17 protein-coding genes and 1 other RNA gene are annotated in these 18,614 nt (G+C 66.8%); 16 read left to right on the top strand and 2 right to left on the bottom strand.

Features of this window, described 5'->3' with window-relative positions; translation table 11 throughout:
• Positions 1–27 precede the first annotated feature (27 nt).
• The 7 genes from AC3WT0_RS04280 (at position 28) to AC3WT0_RS04250 (ending at position 7,298) form a co-directional block, all read left to right on the top strand.
• Positions 28–969 carry a threonine ammonia-lyase gene (locus AC3WT0_RS04280; RefSeq protein ID WP_492751736.1) on the top strand — a complete coding sequence of 314 codons (942 nt, stop codon included), beginning with the start codon at positions 28–30 and terminating at the stop codon, positions 967–969.
• Entirely contained in the window at positions 966–1,133 is a 168-nt protein-coding gene (locus tag AC3WT0_RS04275; RefSeq protein ID WP_492751735.1) for a hypothetical protein, read from the top strand. Before AC3WT0_RS04280 ends, AC3WT0_RS04275 begins: the two co-directional genes overlap by 4 nt.
• Before the next feature lie 61 nt (positions 1,134–1,194).
• Positions 1,195–2,472 carry an acetamidase/formamidase family protein gene (locus AC3WT0_RS04270; RefSeq protein WP_492751733.1) on the top strand — a complete coding sequence of 426 codons (1,278 nt, stop codon included), beginning with the start codon at positions 1,195–1,197 and terminating at the stop codon, positions 2,470–2,472.
• A 69-nt stretch (positions 2,473–2,541) separates the two neighbouring features.
• On the top strand, positions 2,542–3,297 hold the full coding sequence (locus tag AC3WT0_RS04265) for a hypothetical protein (protein ID WP_492751732.1): 756 nt from the start codon (positions 2,542–2,544) through the stop codon (positions 3,295–3,297).
• A gap of 71 nt (positions 3,298–3,368) precedes the next feature.
• Positions 3,369–4,862: an apolipoprotein N-acyltransferase gene (gene lnt / locus AC3WT0_RS04260; protein ID WP_492751731.1), complete on the top strand. Its 1,494-nt coding sequence runs from the start codon at positions 3,369–3,371 to the stop codon at positions 4,860–4,862.
• A gap of 64 nt (positions 4,863–4,926) precedes the next feature.
• Complete coding sequence (gene metK / locus AC3WT0_RS04255) at positions 4,927–6,126, top strand: methionine adenosyltransferase (RefSeq protein ID WP_492751730.1); 1,200 nt, start codon at positions 4,927–4,929, stop codon at positions 6,124–6,126.
• A 203-nt stretch (positions 6,127–6,329) separates the two neighbouring features.
• Positions 6,330–7,298: a hypothetical protein gene (locus AC3WT0_RS04250; protein ID WP_492751729.1), complete on the top strand. Its 969-nt coding sequence runs from the start codon at positions 6,330–6,332 to the stop codon at positions 7,296–7,298.
• Between the two features lie 149 nt (positions 7,299–7,447).
• Here AC3WT0_RS04250 and AC3WT0_RS04245 read toward each other — a convergent pair whose 3' ends face one another.
• Positions 7,448–8,101, bottom strand: coding sequence for an alpha/beta hydrolase (locus AC3WT0_RS04245; protein ID WP_492751728.1), 654 nt, complete (start codon positions 8,099–8,101; stop codon positions 7,448–7,450).
• Between the two features lie 100 nt (positions 8,102–8,201).
• On the opposite strand from AC3WT0_RS04245, the gene AC3WT0_RS04240 reads away from it, so the two are divergent.
• The 7 genes from AC3WT0_RS04240 to AC3WT0_RS04210 all read left to right on the top strand — a co-directional run bounded on the left by AC3WT0_RS04240 (position 8,202) and on the right by AC3WT0_RS04210 (position 14,645).
• Positions 8,202–9,278: a cysteine desulfurase family protein gene (locus AC3WT0_RS04240; protein WP_492751726.1), complete on the top strand. Its 1,077-nt coding sequence runs from the start codon at positions 8,202–8,204 to the stop codon at positions 9,276–9,278.
• Complete coding sequence (locus AC3WT0_RS04235; protein ID WP_492751725.1) at positions 9,275–10,396, top strand: cysteine desulfurase family protein; 1,122 nt, start codon at positions 9,275–9,277, stop codon at positions 10,394–10,396. The genes AC3WT0_RS04240 and AC3WT0_RS04235 overlap by 4 nt, the downstream gene beginning before the upstream one ends.
• A complete protein-coding gene (locus AC3WT0_RS04230) occupies positions 10,393–10,728 on the top strand; it encodes a 2Fe-2S iron-sulfur cluster-binding protein (RefSeq protein ID WP_492751724.1) in 336 nt (111 codons plus the stop codon). Before AC3WT0_RS04235 ends, AC3WT0_RS04230 begins: the two co-directional genes overlap by 4 nt.
• Before the next feature lie 244 nt (positions 10,729–10,972).
• Positions 10,973–11,070, top strand: an RNA gene (gene ffs, locus AC3WT0_RS04225) — signal recognition particle sRNA small type.
• Between the two features lie 273 nt (positions 11,071–11,343).
• Complete coding sequence (locus tag AC3WT0_RS04220; protein WP_492751722.1) at positions 11,344–12,159, top strand: ferredoxin--NADP reductase; 816 nt, start codon at positions 11,344–11,346, stop codon at positions 12,157–12,159.
• A gap of 201 nt (positions 12,160–12,360) precedes the next feature.
• Entirely contained in the window at positions 12,361–14,004 is a 1,644-nt protein-coding gene (locus tag AC3WT0_RS04215) for a helicase HerA-like domain-containing protein (protein ID WP_492751721.1), read from the top strand.
• Between the two features lie 2 nt (positions 14,005–14,006).
• On the top strand, positions 14,007–14,645 hold the full coding sequence (locus AC3WT0_RS04210) for a hypothetical protein (RefSeq protein WP_492751720.1): 639 nt from the start codon (positions 14,007–14,009) through the stop codon (positions 14,643–14,645).
• Positions 14,646–14,746: 101 nt separating this feature from the next.
• Here the strand turns inward: AC3WT0_RS04210 and AC3WT0_RS04205 are convergent, their stop codons facing one another.
• The gene (locus AC3WT0_RS04205; protein ID WP_492751719.1) at positions 14,747–15,898 is read right to left on the bottom strand and encodes an acyl-CoA dehydrogenase family protein; all 1,152 of its coding nucleotides are present in this window, start codon (positions 15,896–15,898) and stop codon (positions 14,747–14,749) included.
• Positions 15,899–16,217: 319 nt separating this feature from the next.
• On the opposite strand from AC3WT0_RS04205, the gene AC3WT0_RS04200 reads away from it, so the two are divergent.
• Positions 16,218–17,501 carry a thiamine pyrophosphate-dependent enzyme gene (locus tag AC3WT0_RS04200; RefSeq protein WP_492751718.1) on the top strand — a complete coding sequence of 428 codons (1,284 nt, stop codon included), beginning with the start codon at positions 16,218–16,220 and terminating at the stop codon, positions 17,499–17,501.
• Positions 17,502–17,536: 35 nt separating this feature from the next.
• On the top strand, positions 17,537–18,541 hold the full coding sequence (locus tag AC3WT0_RS04195; RefSeq protein WP_492751858.1) for an alpha-ketoacid dehydrogenase subunit beta: 1,005 nt from the start codon (positions 17,537–17,539) through the stop codon (positions 18,539–18,541).
• Positions 18,542–18,614: the final 73 nt, after the last annotated feature.

The following is an 18,614-nucleotide window of genomic DNA, read 5'->3' as shown; positions in this document are numbered from 1 at the left end:
TCAGGCCACCGACAGGATGTGATGAAAATGCGACAACCGGTGCGAGATGGCGTAGTTAACGCATTGGATAAACTGCAGAAAATCGGGCCGCCGACGCCGGTATTCCCGGTGGCGATCGGCGACGCAAATGCCTGGGTAAAAGCCGAATCGCTGCAGCCCATGGGCGCGTTCAAGCTGCGCGGCGCCTGGCACCGGCTGACCGATCTTTCCGAGTCCGAACGCGCGCGGGGAGTCGTCGCCTTTTCGTCGGGCAATCATGCGCAGGGCGTCGCATGGGCGGCGCGCCGGCTGGCGATGGCCGCGACGATCGTCATGCCGGCCGATGCGCCGGCGGCCAAGCTGGCCGCGACGCGTGCGCTGGGGGCGGAGGTGATCCTCTACGACCGGCTGACCGAAAGCCGCGAGGCCATCGCCGCGCGGCTGGCCGGCGAGCGCGGCGCGACGCTGGTCCCGAGCTTCGACGATCCGTGGGTGGTCGAAGGGCAGGGGAGCGCCGGCCTCGAGGCGCTGGCGCAGCTTCCCGCGCCGCCGACGCGCGTGATCATTCCCTGCGGCGGCGGCGGACTGTCGGCGGGTATCGCGCTCGCGCTCCCCGAGGCAGAGATCGTCATCGTTGAGCCCGAGGGCTGGGACGACATGGGGCGCTCGCTGGAGGTGGGCGAGATCGTGCCGGTCGAGACGCCCGCGCCGCCTACCTCGTGCGACGCGCTCCAGACGTTCCGCGTCGCTCAGCTGACGTTCGACGTGCTCAAGGCGCGCGACGCGCGCGGGCTGTGGGTGAGTGAGTCCGAAATCGGCGCGGCTATGGCCCATGCCTTCCGCGCGCTGCGACTCGTCGTCGAGCCGGGCGGTGCGGTTGCGCTCGCCGCCGCGCTGGCCGGCAAGGTGCCCGTCGACGATCGCACGCTCATCATCCTGTCGGGGGGCAATGTCGATCCCGCGACCTTCACCCGCATGATCGCCGCATGATGGGGCGCGACCTGCTCTACAGCATCGTCATGCTCGCGGTGGCGGTGTTGGCGGTCGGCGGCATCCGTCTGCTGCGCAAGGGCGGCGACAATCGCAAGCAGGGTTGGCTGATGCTGGGCGCGGCACTGGTGATGCTGCTCAACGTCCTGATCTGGACGCTGTGAATCCGTTGACAGTCTGAAGCATGCTTTTATGACTACATATGTAGTCGATAAGGGCGGGCGCATGAAAAGGCTGTTGCTGTGCGGGATTGCGTTGACGGCCACTGCCGCGCACGCAGAAAGCTGGGTCGTCACGACCGATCTGTGGGGCAATCCCAGCCATCAGTTGCTGACGCTCAATCGCGCGGGCGGACAACTGTCCGGCGATCTCGACGGAGACCGGCTGACGGGGCGGGTGTCGGGGAACAGGATCGTCTTCACCGTCACCGATAGCCGCGGCGCGACGTACAGTTTCGACGCGCGCCGAGCGGGCGCCGCCCTGTCGGGCGAGGCCGATTTTCCCGATACGAACCGCCCCGATATGCGCGCGAAGCATCGCTTCTCGGCGCGGCGGATTCCCGATCGGCCGGCGGGCGGCCCGCGCACGATCGATTACCGGCCCGTCACTTTCTCGAACAGCTTCGATGCCGGCCGATCGCCGGTGCTGACCATCTGGCCAGGCGACGTCGTGCGCACCGAGACGATCGATTCGGGCGGGGTCGATGCGCGCGGCGTGACTCGCGCGCTGTTCGGCAATCCGCAGACCGGCCCCTTCTTCGTCGCGGGCGCGGCACCCGGCGACACGCTGGTCGTCCATATCCGGCGGCTGTCGCTCAACCGCGACTGGGCCGACAGCCTCGACATGATCGTCGGCCGCGCGCTGCCGAACTCTCTGGCCGCGAAGGGCGCCGATCTCGGCAAGCCGGTGAAATGGAAGCTCGATCGTGCGAATGGCCGCGCATCGCCCGAAGGCGCGAGCGGAGCGTTGGCGGGATTGTGGGTGCCGGTGAAGCCGATGCTCGGCGGGCTGGCGGTCGCGCCGGGGTTCGGATCGCCGCCGGTATCGACGGGTGACACGGCGCGCTTCGGCGGGAACATGGATTTCAACGAGGTTGTCACGGGGAACACAGTCTATCTGCCGGTGCAGCAGCCGGGCGCGCTGCTTTATCTTGGCGACGGCCATGCGTTGCAGGGCGACGGGGAGACCAGCCAATATGCGCTGGAAACCTCGCTCGACGTCGAGTTCAGCGTCGATCTGGTCAAGGGCAAGGCGATAAACCTGCCGCGCGTCGAATCGCCGACGCAGATCATGGCTCTGGGGCAGGCGGGATCGCTCGACGAAGCGCTGAAGGCGGCGACGGGTGGTCTGATCCAGTGGCTCCAGCAGGATTACGGGCTGAACCTGTCCGAAGCTGCGCAATTGCTGGGCACTGCCGTGCGCTACGACGTCGCCAATCTCGCGGGGCGCAGCGTCGGCGTGTCGGCGCGGATCGACAAGGCGCTGCTCCCGGCGCGCAACTGACGTGCCTCATCTTACATGAACAAAGAATCAGTTGGCGGGGCGGGCGGCTGTCACTAGGTGAACCGCCGCATGCCGTCGGCTTCCGATCAGTACAGCTACAAGCCGGGCGGCCGCCGCGAAGGGCGGATCGTCGCCGCTCTGCTCGCGCTTGCGATCAACGCCATCCTTGTCGTGATGCTGATGCGCATGGGCGTGCTCGGGCCGCTGATCAACAAGCCAGACAAGCCGCTGATCACCTTCAATGTCATGCCCGAAGTCTCCGAGGCGCCGACACGCAAGGTGACGCGCGAGAAGCCAGCCAATGCTGGCCAGTCGCCGCCCAAGCCAGCGCCGATACCGGCCCCCGCCGTCGTGCCGCCTTCGCCGCCGACGCCGTTCCCGCCTGAGATGATCATCCTCAACCGCAACGAATTCGCTTCGGCCAACATCGCCAATATCGCGAAGGCCGGAAAGCCGGGGCAGGGGCAGTCGTCGGGCGCGGACAATGATTCGACCGTCGGGCCGGGCGAGGGGCCGAACGGCGAGCGCCTCTATAATGCCGAATGGTATCGCGAGCCGAGGGACGCGGAGCTTGCGCTCTATCGACCGCCCACCGGCACGCCCGAAGGCGGCTGGGCGGAGATCGCTTGCCGCACCGCGCCCGATTATCGCGTCGAGGATTGCCGCGAGCTGGGAGAGTCGCCGCCGGGATCGCGGCTGGCCCGGATGCTGCGCCAGGCCGCATGGCAGTTCCGCGTGCGCCCGCCGCGCATCGGCGGTAAGGCGCAGATCGGCGCATGGGTCCGCATCCATTTCGATTTCACCGAAAGGCCGGACAAGCGCTGAGGGATGACGCCCTATCCGCTTCTGATGCCAGCCATTGTGCTGGGCGTCCGGAACCGCGATAGGCGCGGACGATGAAGATGCGGCGCATGATGATTCCGGCGATGATCGGCCTCGGCGCGCTGTCCGCGACCGGGTTCGCACCGCTCGACCTGTGGCCGGTGACGCTGGTCTGTTTCGCGCTGCTGATTGCGGTGACGGCGCAGGCTGGAACGCTGTGGCAGGCGCTGGGGCGGGGCTACTGGTTCGGCGTCGGGCATTTTACCGTGGGGCTCAACTGGATCGCCCACGCCTTCACCTTTCAGGACAAGATGCCAGCACAGCTCGGCTATCTCGCGGTCGTGCTGCTGTCCTTTTACCTCGCTGTCTATCCGGCGCTGGCGGCCGGGCTGGCGTGGCGCTTCGGGCGCGGCGACAGCGCACGGATCGTCCCCGTCTTCGCCGCCGGCTGGATCGTCACCGAATGGCTGCGCGCGACGATGTTCACCGGCTTTGCGTGGAATCCGCTGGGCGTTGTGTGGCTGCCGCTGCTCCCGGTTGCCGAAAGCGCGCGCTGGATCGGCACGTTCGGGCTGGGCGGGCTCGCGATGATCGCGGCAGGCGGGCTGCTGCTGTTGTTCGAGCGCCGCTGGAAGGCAGGGGGGATCGCGATCGTGGCGATCTTCGTCGCGGCGCTTGCCGCGCTGCAAGCCCTGCCCAAAGGACCTGATGGCCCCCTGGTTCGCGTCGTCCAGCCCAATATACCGCAACAGGAGAAGGAAGGCGCCGCCTATGATCGCGCCAATTTCCGCAAGCTCGCGGGGCTTTCGGGCGCGCCCGGCGTTGCGCCGCGCCTGATCCTGTGGCCCGAAGCGGCAATCCCTGAATTCATCGAGTTCGAGTCCTATGCGCGACTGCGGATCGCGAGCCTGCTCGGGCCGCGGGACATGCTGCTTGCCGGCGGCGTGTCGCTGATCGGCGATGACCAGAATCGCGTGATCGCGGCGCGCAACAGCCTGTTCGCGCTGGCGTCCGACGGGCGGATCACCGGGCGCTACGACAAGTCTCATCTCGTGCCCTATGGCGAATATCTGCCGATGCGCCCGATCCTTTCGGCGATCGGCCTGTCGCGGCTGGTGCCGGGCGATCTCGATTTCTGGCCTGGTCCGGGTCCGCAGAGCCTGGAGATTCCGGGCTTCGGCAAGGTCGGCATGCAGATCTGCTACGAGATCATCTTTCCCGGCCATGTGATCGACGAACGCAACCGCCCGCTCTTCCTGTTCAATCCCTCCAACGACGCCTGGTTCGGCGCTTGGGGGCCGCCGCAGCATCTGGCGCAGGCGCGGCTGCGCGCGATCGAGGACGGGGTGCCGGTGGTGCGATCGACCCCAACGGGCATTTCGGCGGTGGTCGATCCCAATGGCGTGATCCTGCAGCGCATCCCGCGCGATACCGGCGGCTATATCGAGATGCGCGTTCCGCCTCTGGCTCCGCCGACCCTGTTCGCCCGCGTGGGTAACCTTCTTTCGCTCGCACTGGCGCTTCTGCTCGCCGCCTTGGCCGTTGCAATGCGCCGCCGGGCGCGCTAGGGCGCATATAACGAAATCTTTATATCCGTCTCTCGACATCATCCTTCACCACGCAGGACCAACGATGCGCAGCAAATTCCTCTTCACATCCGAGTCGGTTTCCGAAGGTCATCCCGACAAGGTCGCCGACCAGATTTCGGATTCGATCGTCGATCTGTTCCTTTCCAAGGATCCCGAAGCGCGCATCGCCTGCGAGACGCTGACGACCACCCAGCTCGTCGTCCTCGCCGGCGAAATCCGCTGCAAGGGCGTCTATGAGAATGGCGCTTGGGCGCCGGGCGCTCAGGAAGAGATCGAGGCCACCGTCCGCGCGACCGTGAAGCGCATCGGTTATGAGCAGGCCGGCTTCCACTGGCAGACCTTCCGTTTCGAGAACAATCTCCACGGCCAGTCCGCGCACATCGCGCAGGGCGTGGACGAGAGCGGCAACAAGGACGAAGGCGCCGGCGATCAGGGCATCATGTTCGGCTATGCGTCGGACGAGACGCCGGATCTGATGCCCGCCACGCTCTATTATTCGCACAAGATCCTCGAGCGCATGGCCGCCGACCGCCACGGCAAGGTCGTCGACTTCCTCGAGCCCGACGCGAAGAGCCAGGTCACGCTGGAATATGTCGACGAGAAGCCGGTGCGCGCCACCGCGCTGGTCGTCTCGACCCAGCACGCCCCCGGCATGGACAATGACGAGAGCCGCGCCGAACTGCGCACCTATGTGAAGGGCGTGATGGCCGACGTGCTCCCCGATGGCTGGCTGCCCGAGGACGAGCAGATTTACGTCAACCCGACCGGCCTGTTCGAAATCGGCGGCCCCGACGGCGACGCCGGGCTGACCGGCCGCAAGATCATCGTCGACACCTATGGCGGCGCTTCGCCCCATGGCGGCGGCGCGTTCAGCGGCAAGGACCCGACCAAGGTCGACCGTTCGGCCGCCTATATCTCGCGCTACATGGCGAAGAACATCGTCGCCGCCGGGCTCGCCCGCCGCTGCACGATCCAGCTCTCCTACGCCATCGGCGTCGCCGAGCCGCTGTCGCTCTATGTCGACACGCACGGCACCGGCACCGTCGCCGAATCGGCGATCGAGGCTGTGCTGCCCACGCTGGTGAAGCTGACGCCGAAGGGCATCCGCCTCCACCTCGGCCTCAACAAGCCGATCTACCAGAAGACGGCGGCCTATGGTCACTTCGGCCGCACCCCCGAGGGCGATTTCTTCCCGTGGGAAAAGACCGATCTGGTCGACGCGCTGAAGGCTGCGCTGGCCTGAGGTGATTTGGGCCTGATGCGATTGGGAATGCGTCCGCGGGCGCATTCCCCCGAAATGGCCCCGGCACGCTGCCCCAACCGATCTCCCGTTCAGGGGTGTCGGGCGGGGCAGCGGGCCGACGTTCTTTCAGGCTTTCCCACTCATCCCCTGTTCATGGTGAACGGGCAAGTTACAGTGACTTGTCCGTTGCCATGGGGGGTGTCGTGAACAGACTGGTTCCAATCGCGCTGCTGGCCGCAACTTCGCCGCTGGCCGCTGCGCCGCCCGCGATGACGCGCAGCGAGGCGGCTCAGCTTTACGGCGCCGCCGGTTTCCCGATCCGCGCCGATCAGCCGACCAACGCCTGTGGCCGGCCGGCCAACCCCAACATCACCTTCGTCGACATCAGCGGCGACGGGCAGCCCGAGGCGCTCGTCATCGACAACAACGCCGAATGCTACAAAGGCGCGGGCAGCTATTTCGCGGTGCTGACCAAAGACGGAAAGAGCTGGCGCCAGACGATTAGCGGCGTCGGACGGATCAGCGCGCAGGCTTCGCGCACGCGCGGCTGGCTCGACATGATCGTGACGCAGGGTACGTGCAGCCGCCCTTACGCTTATGACGGGACGCGCTATGCGCCGTCAGGGCCGTGCGGCGGTGTCGCTGCGCCGGCGCGGCCTGCGCCTGCCCCGCAGGCAGGAATGCGGCCAGCGCCGCGCCCCGCACCGCCACCTCCTGCGCCCGAACCGGCCCCGTCGCCGCCCGCCGCCGGTGGCAAGATGACTGCGGCCGAGGGCGATGCGATCTTCCGCGCAGCCGGCGCGACGCGGATCGCCGGCGGCTGGTCGCTGTGCGCCGATGATCCCAATAAGGAGCCGGCAAGCATCGAGATCGCCGGCGATCTCAACGGCGACGGTCGGCTGGAAGCCGTGGTCAATCAGGGCGGGCTGTTCTGCTACGGCAATACCGGCAACGGCTTCGTGCTGGTGTCGCGGCAGGCGAACGGCCAGTGGGTAAAGGTGCCGGGCGCGGAAAGCACGGGCATCGCCAGTTTCCTGAAGACCAAAGGCGTCGGCGGCTGGCCGGATATCGAGATTGGCGGTCCGGGCTTCTGCTTCCCGGTCCTGCGCTTCAACGGCAAGGCTTATGTGTTCAACCGGCAGGAATATGAGGGCAGGCCCTGCCGGCGGTGAAAATGGTCGGGCATTATCCCGTCATTGCGAGGCCGCAGGCCGAAGCAATCCAGGGATTTTCGACATCGCACTGGATGCTTCGTCGGCTTTGCCTCCTCGCAATGACGGGGAGGGGAAGGCGGAGCCGCAGATACACGGCCCCCGATCGCTCATTTGATCGGGCAGTTCGGGTCGAGCCGCATGTCGAGATAATTGTCCACGCTCTTCATCAGATCGGGCATCTCATGCTCGAAGAAATGGTTGGCGCGCGGGATCACGTCATGATGGATGGTGATATGGCGCTGGGTGCGCAGCTTATCGACCAGCTTCTGCGTCGCAGACGGCGTGACCACTTCGTCCGCGTCGCCCTGGATGATGATTCCCGAGGAAGGGCAGGGCGCGAGGAAGGTGAAGTCGTACATGTTCGCAGGCGGCGCGACCGAAATGAAGCCGCGCACTTCAGGGCGGCGCATCAGCAGCTGCATGCCGATCCACGCGCCGAAGCTGTAGCCGGCGATCCAGGTCTGCTGCGCTTCGGGATGGAAGCTCTGCACCCAGTCGAGCGCGGCGGCCGCGTCCGAAAGCTCGCCGACGCCGTTGTCGAACGTGCCCTGGCTCTTGCCGACGCCCCGGAAATTGAAGCGCAAGGTCGCGAAGCCGCGCTTGACGAAGGTCTGGTAAAGCGACTGGACGATGTGGTTGTTCATCGTGCCGCTCGACGGGTGCGGGTGAAGGATCAGCGCAACCGGCGCGCGCGGGCGCGGCGGGGGGCTGAAGCGTCCCTCGAGGCGACCCTCGGGGCCGGGAATGATGACTTCGGGCATCTCACCTGCTGAATAATAAAGTTAACGGGCCGCGCGGGTGGCGCGGAAGATGAAGCCTATATAATTGTGGGTCGCCAATTCGCAATCTTTCGGAGCAGCCTTGGCCAAGCGCCTTTATCTCGATCATGCCGCGACGACTCCCGTGATCGCCGCGGCGCGCGATGCTTTTCTCGACGGACTGGCGCGCTGGGCCAATCCCTCGTCGCCGCATGGCGAGGGGCGCGCGGCGCGCGCGGCGCTCGAGGATGCGCGCCAGCGGATCAAGGCCGCACTCGGCTGGGACGGCGAGCTGATCCTGACCAGCGGGGCGAGCGAGGCGATCGCGATCGCGCTGACGCGCGTGGAAAATGATGCGGTCTTCGTCTCGGGCGTCGAGCATGACGCGGTGCACCGCGTCGTCCCGGGCGCCTTCTTCCTGCCCGTGCAGGCGGACGGCACGGTGGCGCGCGACGCGCTTGTCGGGCGGCTGGGCGCGCTGGGCGCGCGCAACCCGCTCGTCGCGATCCAGTCGGTCAACAACGAGACGGGGGTGATCCAGCCGCTGGCGGCGCTGGCGCCGGTCGTTCGCGGCGCGGGCGGGGTGATTTTCGCCGACTGCGCGCAGTCGGCGGGCAAGCAGGCGCTGCCCGACGCCGATCTCATCTCGATCTCCGGGCACAAGTTCGGTGCGCCGCCGGGTGTGGGCGCGCTGCTCGTCAAGGATCTCGCGATGCTCCGCGCCACCGGTGGGCAGGAGAAGGGCTATCGCGCGGGGACCGAGAATTTGCCCGGCGCGCTCGCGATGGCGGCGGCGCTCGAGGCCGGGCGCGGCTGGATCGGGCGTGCGGCGGACCTGCGCGCGCATCTCGACGGCGCGATCGAGGCGGCGGGCGGGCAGGTGATCGCCAAGCGCAGCGAACGATCGCCGGCTATCGCTTCCTATCGTATGCCGGGCGTCGCGGCCTCGGCGCAGCTCATCCAGTTCGATCTCGCCGGCATCGCCGTTTCGGCCGGCAGCGCCTGTTCGTCGGGAACGCTCAAGCCCAGCCATGTCCTCGCGGCGATGGGCTGGGACGAGAAGGAGGCGAGCGAGGTGATCCGGGTGAGTTTCGGCCCCGATACGTCGCGTGCCGACGTCTATCGCTTCCTCGAACAATGGCAGCGCATCGCCGCCGATGCGCGGTCGCGCGCGGCATGAGTGCGCCCATCTATCTCGATTATCAGGCGACGACCCCGATGGCGCCCGAGGCGATCGCGGCGATGGAGCCCTGGCTGCGCGACGGATTCGGCAATCCCCATTCGCCCCACCGCATGGGTCGCGCGGCCAGGGCGGCGGTCGAGGTTGCGCGCGATGCGATCGACGCGGCGCTGGGGTTGCCCGGGGGGAGGTTGGTCTTCACCGGCGGGGCGACCGAGGCGATCAATCTCGCACTGAAGGGCGTCGCCTTCGCCGCGCCGCGCGAACGGCGGCGGATCGTCACGATCGCGACCGAGCATGCCGCGGTGCTCGACAGCGTCGAATGGCTGGGGCGGCAGGGCTTCGACGTGACCTTGCTCGGCGTCGATGCGGCCGGGCTGGTCGATCTCGACGCGGCGCGCGCGCTGATCGACGAACGCACCGCGATCGTCGCGGCGATGCTGGTCAATAACGAGATCGGGGTGATCCAGCCGGTCGCCGAACTCGCCGCGCTGGCGAGGGCGGCGGGCGCGGTTTTCCTCTGCGATGCGGTGCAGGGCTTCGGGCGGATCGACGTGCCCGATGCCGATCTGGTCGCTCTATCGGCGCACAAGATCCATGGCCCCAAGGGCGTCGGCGCACTGTGGGTGCGCGACGGCGTCGCGATCGAGCCGGTCATGCATGGCGGCGGGCAGGAAGGCGGGCTGCGCTCCGGCACGCTGTCGCCCGCCTTGTGCGCAGGCTTCGGCGCGGCGGCGAAGCTGGCGGCGGAGCGGCGGGACGAGGATCATGCGCATGTCGAGGCGCTGTGGACGGCGGCGCGCGCGCGGCTGGCGGGGTGGACGCTCAACGGCGATTTCCTGCTACGTTATCACGGTAACATCAACGTGCGGCTGGCGGGGATCGATGCGGCGCGGCTGATTTCGGAGGTGCGCGGCGTCGCCTTTTCGGCGGGATCGGCTTGCGCGAGCGGATCGGGGCGGCCGAGCCACGTGCTGAAGGCGATCGGGCTCGACGATCGTGCGGCGCGCGAAAGCATCAGGCTGGGCTTCGGGCGCTATACGCGCGAAGCGGAGCTTGCCGAGGCGCTCGACCTGATCGTTGCGGCAGCGGAACGGCAATTGCGGGTGATGGCATGATCCGCGTGCGTTTCGTCAGCGCCGACGGACAATCGGTGAGCGAGGTGACGGCGGCGGCGGGCGACCGGCTGCTCGACGTCGCGCAGGCCGACGGCCAGCCGCTGGAAGGGACATGCGAAGGCCAGATGGCCTGTTCGACCTGCCATGTCATCGTCGATCGCGAGGATTTCGCGCGGCTGGAGCCGGCGACCGAGATGGAGGAGGATATGCTCGATCTCGCGGCGGGCGCGACGCGGACGAGCCGGCTCGCCTGCCAGATCTGGCTCGACGACGCGATGGGTGCGCTCACCGTCCGCATGCCGGCGGAAAGCCGGAACATGCAGGGACGGTGAGCGTCGCGGACGCGACCGCCGCTGTGGCGGCCGCGCCTGCGGGTGGGTCTCGCTAAACTCAGGACAGGGAGGCGATAACCGATCGCGCGAGGCCGGGATTGTAAAAGCGCGACATCAAATGGCAGCGTGCCGGAATGGGACGATGTTGGCGGGCGCGGGGCGGCATCGAAAGGACGGGCGCCTGCGCATGTGCCAGGCCAACCCGCCCAACCTTGCGCTTCGGCGCGCGAGCGGCCATATGGCGCGCGGGAGTCGGGCGGACGATGCCGTCGCCAACCCGGTCAGATCCGGAAGGAAGCAGCCGCAACGATTTCGTGTCGGGTCGTTCCGGCTCCCACCCATGACCATGTCCGGCGATAGGCTGGATTGATCTGCGAATAGTTATCATTTGCAGGAAACTCTTGGCATTTTACCGGACTTGTGCGATGGCGCGGCCGATCGCGCGGCGTGACAGGCCGCTTTCAATGATCTCATGCTGCGTTGCAGCTTATTCACTTGCCTTTGCCCATTTGGGAGGCGAGGGCGGCAGGCTTGTGATCCTGCCCGGATGATTGAGGAGGTTTCTGCGGTGTTCAACGACGTTGCGGCTTGGGGCGCTGATCGGGAGACCCTGGCATGAGCGACCGGCTGAACGAAGCGGAACGCCTCGCGCCGTCGGCGGCGCTCACCGTCGAGACGGTGACCAATGTCCGTCACTGGAACGAGCACCTCTTCAGCTTCACGATCACGCGCCCGGCAAGTTTCCGCTTCCGTTCGGGCGAGTTCGTCATGCTCGGCCTGCCGGGCGAGGCGCGCCCGCTGCTGCGCGCCTATTCGCTCGCCAGCCCGGCCTATGCCGAGGAGCTCGAATTCCTCTCGATCAAGGTGCCGGACGGCCCGCTGACCTCGCGCCTCCAGCAGATCAAGGTCGGTGACGAACTGTTCCTCGGCCGCAAGCCGACGGGGACGCTGGTCGCCGACGCGCTGCGCCCCGGCAAGCGCCTCTTCCTGCTCGCGACGGGCACGGGCCTCGCGCCCTTCCTCAGCATCGTCCGCGACCCCGAAATCTACGACCGGTTCGAACGGATCATCCTCGTCCACTCGGTGCGCCGGGTGAGCGACCTCGCCTATCGCGAGGAGCTGGAAAGCCAGCTTGCCGGCGATCCGCTGGTGCAGGACGAGGCGCTGACCCGCTTCTCCTACATTCCCACGGTCACGCGCGAGCCGTTCCACACCAGCGGCCGCATCGGCGCGCTGATCGACAACGGCCACCTGTTCAGCACCGACACGCTGGGGCCGAACGCGATCGATCCCGAGCATGACCGCGTGATGATGTGCGGCAGCATGGCGATGATCAAGGAACTGGGCGAGCGCTTCGATGGCCTCGGCCTCGAGGAAGGATCCAACGCCAAGCCCGGCGACTATGTGATCGAGCGCGCCTTCGTCGGCTGACGAAGGGGCTTTCCGCGCGGGCGGGATGCGCGGGTTCCGAGATTCCCAGACGCCGCCGACACACGTCATTGCGAGCGCAGCGAAGCAATCCAGAGCGGTCAGGGCATTTCTGGATTGCTTCGCTGCGCTCGCAATGACGATTTCACCGGGCGACGAACGGCGCTACTAAGCTCCCCGAAGTTTGGTGTTGGGGAGAATCGCGTGGCGGACGAGACCGGGATCTTCATCGGCAGTGGCGGCGGCAAGCCCCAGATCCTCAACTACAAGCGCGCCAATCGCCACGGACTGATCGCGGGCGCGACCGGCACGGGCAAGACCGTGACGCTGCAGGGGATCGTCGAGGGATTTTCGCAGGCCGGCGTCCCCGTGTTCGTCGCCGACGTGAAGGGCGATCTTTCCGGTCTCGCCATGGCGGGATCGGCCACCGCCAAGACGCACGAGATCTTCGCCGCGCGCGCCGCCGAGATCGGCTATGCCGACTGGGCCTATGCCGACAATCCGGTGCAGTTCTGGGACCTGTTCGGCGAACAGGGGCATCCGATCCGCACCACCGTTTCGGAAATGGGGCCGCTGCTGCTGTCGCGGCTGATGGACCTGAACGAAGTGCAGGAAGGCGTGCTGACCATCGCCTTCACCGTCGCCGACAAGGACGGGCTTCTCCTCCTCGACCTCGACGATCTCCAGTCGATGCTCGTCCACTGCGCCGAACGCGCGGACGAGCTGACGACGACTTACGGCAATGTTTCCAAGCAGAGCATCGGCACGATCCAGCGCGCGCTGCTCCAGCTCCGGTCGCAGGGCGGCGATCATTTCTTCGGCGAGCCGGCGCTCGCCATGGCCGATTTCATCCAGCGCGACGACAAGGGCAGGGGGATCGTCAACATCCTTGCCGCCGACAAGCTGATGGCGAGCCCCAAGCTCTATTCGACCTTCCTGCTCTGGCTGCTGTCCGAACTGTTCGAGCATCTTCCCGAGGTCGGCGATCCCGACAAGCCGGTGCTGACCTTCTTCTTCGACGAGGCGCATCTGCTGTTCGACAATGCGCCCAAGGCATTGCTCGAGAAGATCGAGCAGGTGGTGCGGCTGATCCGCTCCAAGGGCGTCGGCGTCTATTTCATCACCCAGAACCCGATCGATATTCCCGAGACGGTGGCAGGGCAGCTCGGCAATCGCGTGCAGCACAAGCTCAACGCCTTCACGCCGCGCGATCAGAAGGCGGTGTCGGCCGCGGCGCAGACCTTCCGCGCCAATCCGGGCGTCGATGTCGCGACGGTCATCACCGAGCTGAAGGTGGGTGAGGCGCTGGTCTCGCTGCTCCAGCCCGACGGCGCGCCCTCGCCGGTCGAACGCACGCTGATCAAGCCGCCCTGCTCGCGCGTGGGGCCGCTGACCCCCGACGAGCGCAAGGTGATGATCCAGACCGACGCGATCGGCGCGAAGTACGACACGCTGGTCAATCGCGAATCGGCCGAGGAACTGCTCGCCGCCAAATCGCAGGAGGCCGCCGCCGCCGCTGCCGAGGCGCAGGCGAAGGATGCGGCCGACAAGGCCGCCGCGCAGCAGGCGAAGGAAGATGCCCGCGCCGCCAAGGAAGCCGAACGCGCGCGCATCGCCGCCGATCGCCAGGCCCAGCAGGCGCAGCGCCAGGCCGAACGCGACGCCGCCAACAATCCCTGGAACAAGGCAGTCACATCGGCGACGCGATCGGCCAGTTCGGCGATCGGCCGTCAGGTGGCGAACGAAGTCAGCAAGGCGGTGTTCGGCACGTCGTCGCGCAGCAGCAGCGGCGGAATCGTCGGCGGGCTGATCCGCGGCGTGCTTGGCGGGTTGTTCAAGGGGCGGTGAGGATGAAGCCTTTCACTTTGGGGGCGTCGATCGCGCTTCTGTGCGCGACGGCCGCTACTGCCGCGCCGTCGCCGCGCGCGGGGCTCTACAATGCGACCGAGCCTGAGCTGGTCGCGGGGCTCGACCTCAAGGCGGACGGCAAGTTCCGCTTCGGCCTCAGCTATGGCGCGCTCGACGAGCAGGCGCAGGGGCGCTGGGTGGAGAAGGACGGGCAGATATTGCTAACCACCGAGCCGGTCGTCGTGCCGCCGCGCTTCAAGCTGGTGAAGGACGAGCCGGCGGCCGGCGGCGCCTATTATGCCTCGCTCGACGAGCCCGACGCGCTCGGCGATTTCAGCCTGACGCTCGCGGTCAAATATCAGGGCGAGACGGCGATCAAATATATCGAGGCCGACGAGGATGGGCGCGTGCCGATCGATCCCGGCAAGATCGTCGAGACGATCGTGCCCGATCTGCCCGTCTATACCATTCCCTATGCGCCCTTCGCCATGAAGCCCGGCGGCCACCGGCTCATCTTCCATTTCGAGGCGAACGACGTCGGCAAGGCCGATTTCAAATCCCAGCCCGTCGCGATCGAGGGCGAGGATCTGGTGATGAAGCGCTACGACCGCGTGATCCACTTCAAGCGCGGGTTGAACTGAGGGCCTGTTGTTTGCGTCATTGCGAGCGCAGCGAAGCAATCCAGGGCGATGTTCGGCATCTCTGGATTGCTTCGCTGCGCTCGCAATGACGGAGGGCGCCGCTAGAGCGAGCGGCCGATCAGTTCCTTCATGATCTCGTTGGTGCCGCCGAAGATGCGGGTGACGCGGGCGCCGCGCCAGGCGCGGGCGATGGGATATTCGTTCATATAGCCCGCGCCGCCGTGGAGCTGCAGGCATTTGTCCATCACTTCCCACTGCAGCTCGGTGTGCCACAGCTTGGCGGCGGCGCCTTCCTCCGGGGTCAGTTCGCGCGCGTAGTGGCGCTTCAGCGCCCAGTCGAGATGCGCCCAGCCGACCTGCAGCTTGCTCTTGAGATCGGCGAGGGTGAAGCGGGTATTCTGGAAATCGAACACCGTCTTCCCGAACGCCTTGCGATCCTTCACGAAGGCGACGGTGTCGTCATAGGCGCGCTGCGCCGAGGCCTGCGCGGAGACGGCGATCGACAGGCGTTCCTGCGGCAGCTCGCTCATCAGGTAGATGAAGCCCTTGCCCTCTTCGCCGAGGCAGTTGGTGATCGGCACGCGGACATCCTCGAAGAAGAGTTCTGACGTGTCGGCGGCGTCCATGCCGATCTTGTCGAGGTTGCGCCCGCGCTTGAAGCCTTCGCGGTCGGCCTCGACGAGGATGATCGACACGCCCTTCCACGCGGGCTGCACCTCGGTGTCGGTCTTGGCGCAGACGAGGATCAGGTCGGCATTCTGGCCGTTGGTGATGTAGGTCTTGGAACCGTTGACGACATAATGGTTGCCGTCCTTCCTCGCGGTGGTGCGGATGCCCTGCAGGTCGGAGCCGGTCCCCGGCTCGGTCATCGCGATGGCGGTGACGACTTCGCCCGAGACCATCCTGGGCAGCCAGTGGCGCTTCTGCTCCTCGGAGCCATATTTGACGATATAGTTCACGACGATGTCGGACTGGAGCGAGAAGCCGAGCGGTGCGCCGGCATAGGCGACTTCCTCGTCGACCACCGCGTTATAGCCGAAATCGAGACCGAGCCCGCCATATTCCTCGGGAACGGTAGGGCAGAGCATGCCCACCTCGCCGCCCTTGGGCCAGATCGACTTGTCGACGATCCCCTGCTCGTCCCAGCGCTGGACGTGGGGCACGGCTTCCTTCTGCAGGAAGCTCCGCACGCTCTGGCGGAAGGCCTCATGCTCTTCGCTATAGGCCGTGCGGCCGGCGACGTTCAGCGTCATATCAGGGGCATCCTCTCTTGTCGTTTTAGAGTCTGATCCAGCAGAGCTGGATCAGGTGCGGCGCCGGCCCACTCCCCCGCCCGGCCTCCCATCCACGATATGCTGTGGGGGGCGGGCGGGGGAGTGGGCCGGTGCCGCTTCCACTTCAGTGGATCAGACTCCCGCGCCATGTGAGCGGCGCTTTCCGTGCTCGTCAAGCGGGGTGGACGGTCGGCGCGATAAAGGGGACTGGAAACGGGCGTTGTAATTTTATAACAACGTTCGGCGCCGAGTCCGGAGCGGCATGAATCGATCCGGCATCGGGTGTCCTGGAGTGAGAATGTCTGACGATTCCCTTCGCACGAACCTGAAGCCGCTCAGCCTGCACGTCCCCGAGCCGCGATTCCGCCCGGGCGATGATGCTGATTTCGCTGACTTTTCCATTCCGACCGTCGACGCGGCCACGCGTCCGGCACCCAATGCGCCCGCCGACAGCTTCCACGAACTCGCATATGACCTCGTCCGCGTGCTCGACCTCGACGGCACAGCGGGCGGTGCGTGGAACCCGCGCCTATCGCCTGACCGGATGCGCGCCATGCTGCGCGCCATGGCGCTGACCCGCGCCTTCGACGAGCGCATGTATCGCGCGCAGCGCCAGGGCAAGACGAGCTTCTACATGAAGTCGACGGGCGAGGAGGCGGTCGCGGTCGCCGCGGCCTTCGCGCTGGCGACCGACGACATGTGCTTCCCTTCCTATCGCCAGCAGGGCCTGCTCCTCGCGCGCGACTGGTCGCTGGTCGACATGATGAACCAGATCTACTCGAACAAGGGCGACCGGCTGCAAGGCAAGCAGCTGCCGATCATGTATTCGGTGAAGGAGAAGGGCTTCTTCTCCATTTCGGGCAATCTCGCGACGCAATATCCGCAGGCCGTGGGCTGGGCGATGGCGAGCGCGGCCAAGGGCGACACGCGCATCGCCGCGACGTGGTGTGGCGAGGGATCGACCGCCGAGGGTGATTTCCATTCGGCCTGCACCTTCGCCAGCGTCTATCGCGCGCCGGTGATCATGAACGTCGTCAACAACCAGTGGGCGATCAGCAGCTTTTCGGGCTTTGCGGGCGCCGAGGCGACGACCTTCGCGGCGCGCGCGATCGGTTATGGCATCGCAGGGGTGCGCGTCGACGGCAATGACGCGCTGGCGGTCTATGCCGCGACCGAATGGGCGGCCGAGCGCGCGCGGACCAATCAGGGGCCGACGCTGATCGAGCATTTCACCTACCGCGCCGAGGGTCATTCGACCTCCGACGATCCCTCGCAATATCGATCGGCGCAGGAAGCGCGGATCTGGCCGCTCGGTGACCCGATCGCGCGGCTCAAGGATCACCTGATCGCGCTTGGCGAATGGGACGAGGAGCGCCACGCCGCGATGGACCTGGAACTTGCCGAGCAAGTGAAGGCCGCCGCGCGCGAGGCCGAGAAGAACGGCGTGCTCGGCCACGGCCTGCACCACCCGATGGCGACGATGTTCGAGGGCGTGTTCGAGGAACTGCCCCCGCACCTGCGCGAGCAGCGCCAGCAGATGTTCGACGAAGCCCGCGCCGCGGGGCTGGAGACAGGCGAATGAGCGACGCGGCCGAGGAAACCACCGGCGTGACCCGGATGAACATGATCCAGGCGATCAACAGCGCCATGGACGTGATGATGGAACGCGACCCCGACGTCGTCGTGATGGGCGAGGATGTCGGCTATTTCGGCGGCGTCTTCCGCGCGACGGCGGGGCTGCAGAAGAAATATGGCAAGACGCGCGTGTTCGACACGCCGATCAGCGAATGCGGCATCATCGGCGTCGCGGTGGGCATGGGCGCCTATGGGTTGCGGCCGGTGCCGGAGATCCAGTTCGCCGACTATATCTATCCCGCGCTCGACCAGCTCGTGTCGGAAGCGGCGCGGCTGCGCTATCGCTCGGCGGGCGAGTTCACCGCGCCGATGACGGTGCGGTCGCCCTTCGGCGGCGGGATCTTCGGCGGCCAGACGCACAGCCAGAGCCCCGAGGGCATCTTCACCCATGTCTCGGGCCTGAAGACCGTCATTCCCTCGACGCCTTACGACGCGAAGGGGCTGCTGATCGCCGCGATCGAGGACAATGATCCGGTGATCTTCTTCGAGCCGAAGCGCATCTACAACGGCCCGTTCGACGGCCATTATGACCGCCCGGTCACGCCCTGGGCCAAGCATGACTCGTCGGAAGTGCCCGAGGGCTATTACCGCATCGATCTCGGCAAGGCGAAGGTCGTGCGCGAGGGCGAGGCGGTGACGATCCTCGCCTATGGCACGATGGTGCATGTCGTGCAGGGCGTGGTCGCCGAGCAGGGCGTCGATGCCGAGGTGATCGACCTGCGCACGCTGGTGCCGCTCGACATCGACGCGATCGAGGCATCGGTGAAGAAGACCGGGCGCTGCATGATCGTCCATGAAGCAACGCGCACCGGCGGTTTCGGCGCGGAACTGTCCGCGCAGGTGCAGGAGCGCTGCTTCTACCATCTCGAAGCGCCGATCGAGCGCGTCACCGGTTACGACACGCCTTATCCCCACAGCCTCGAATGGGCCTATTTCCCCGGCCCCGTCCGCATCGGCGAGGCGCTCAAGAAGATCCTGAAGGACTGATCGCGATGCGGATCGTCCCTATCGCCGTTCGTGTCGAGCGTCGTCGCGACACGTTTGTCCTGCCCCCCATGTC

The organism is Sphingomonas sp. EU05-FHT14C10 (genome assembly GCF_058790595.1).
This window is presented reverse-complemented; position numbering and strand designations above follow the sequence as displayed.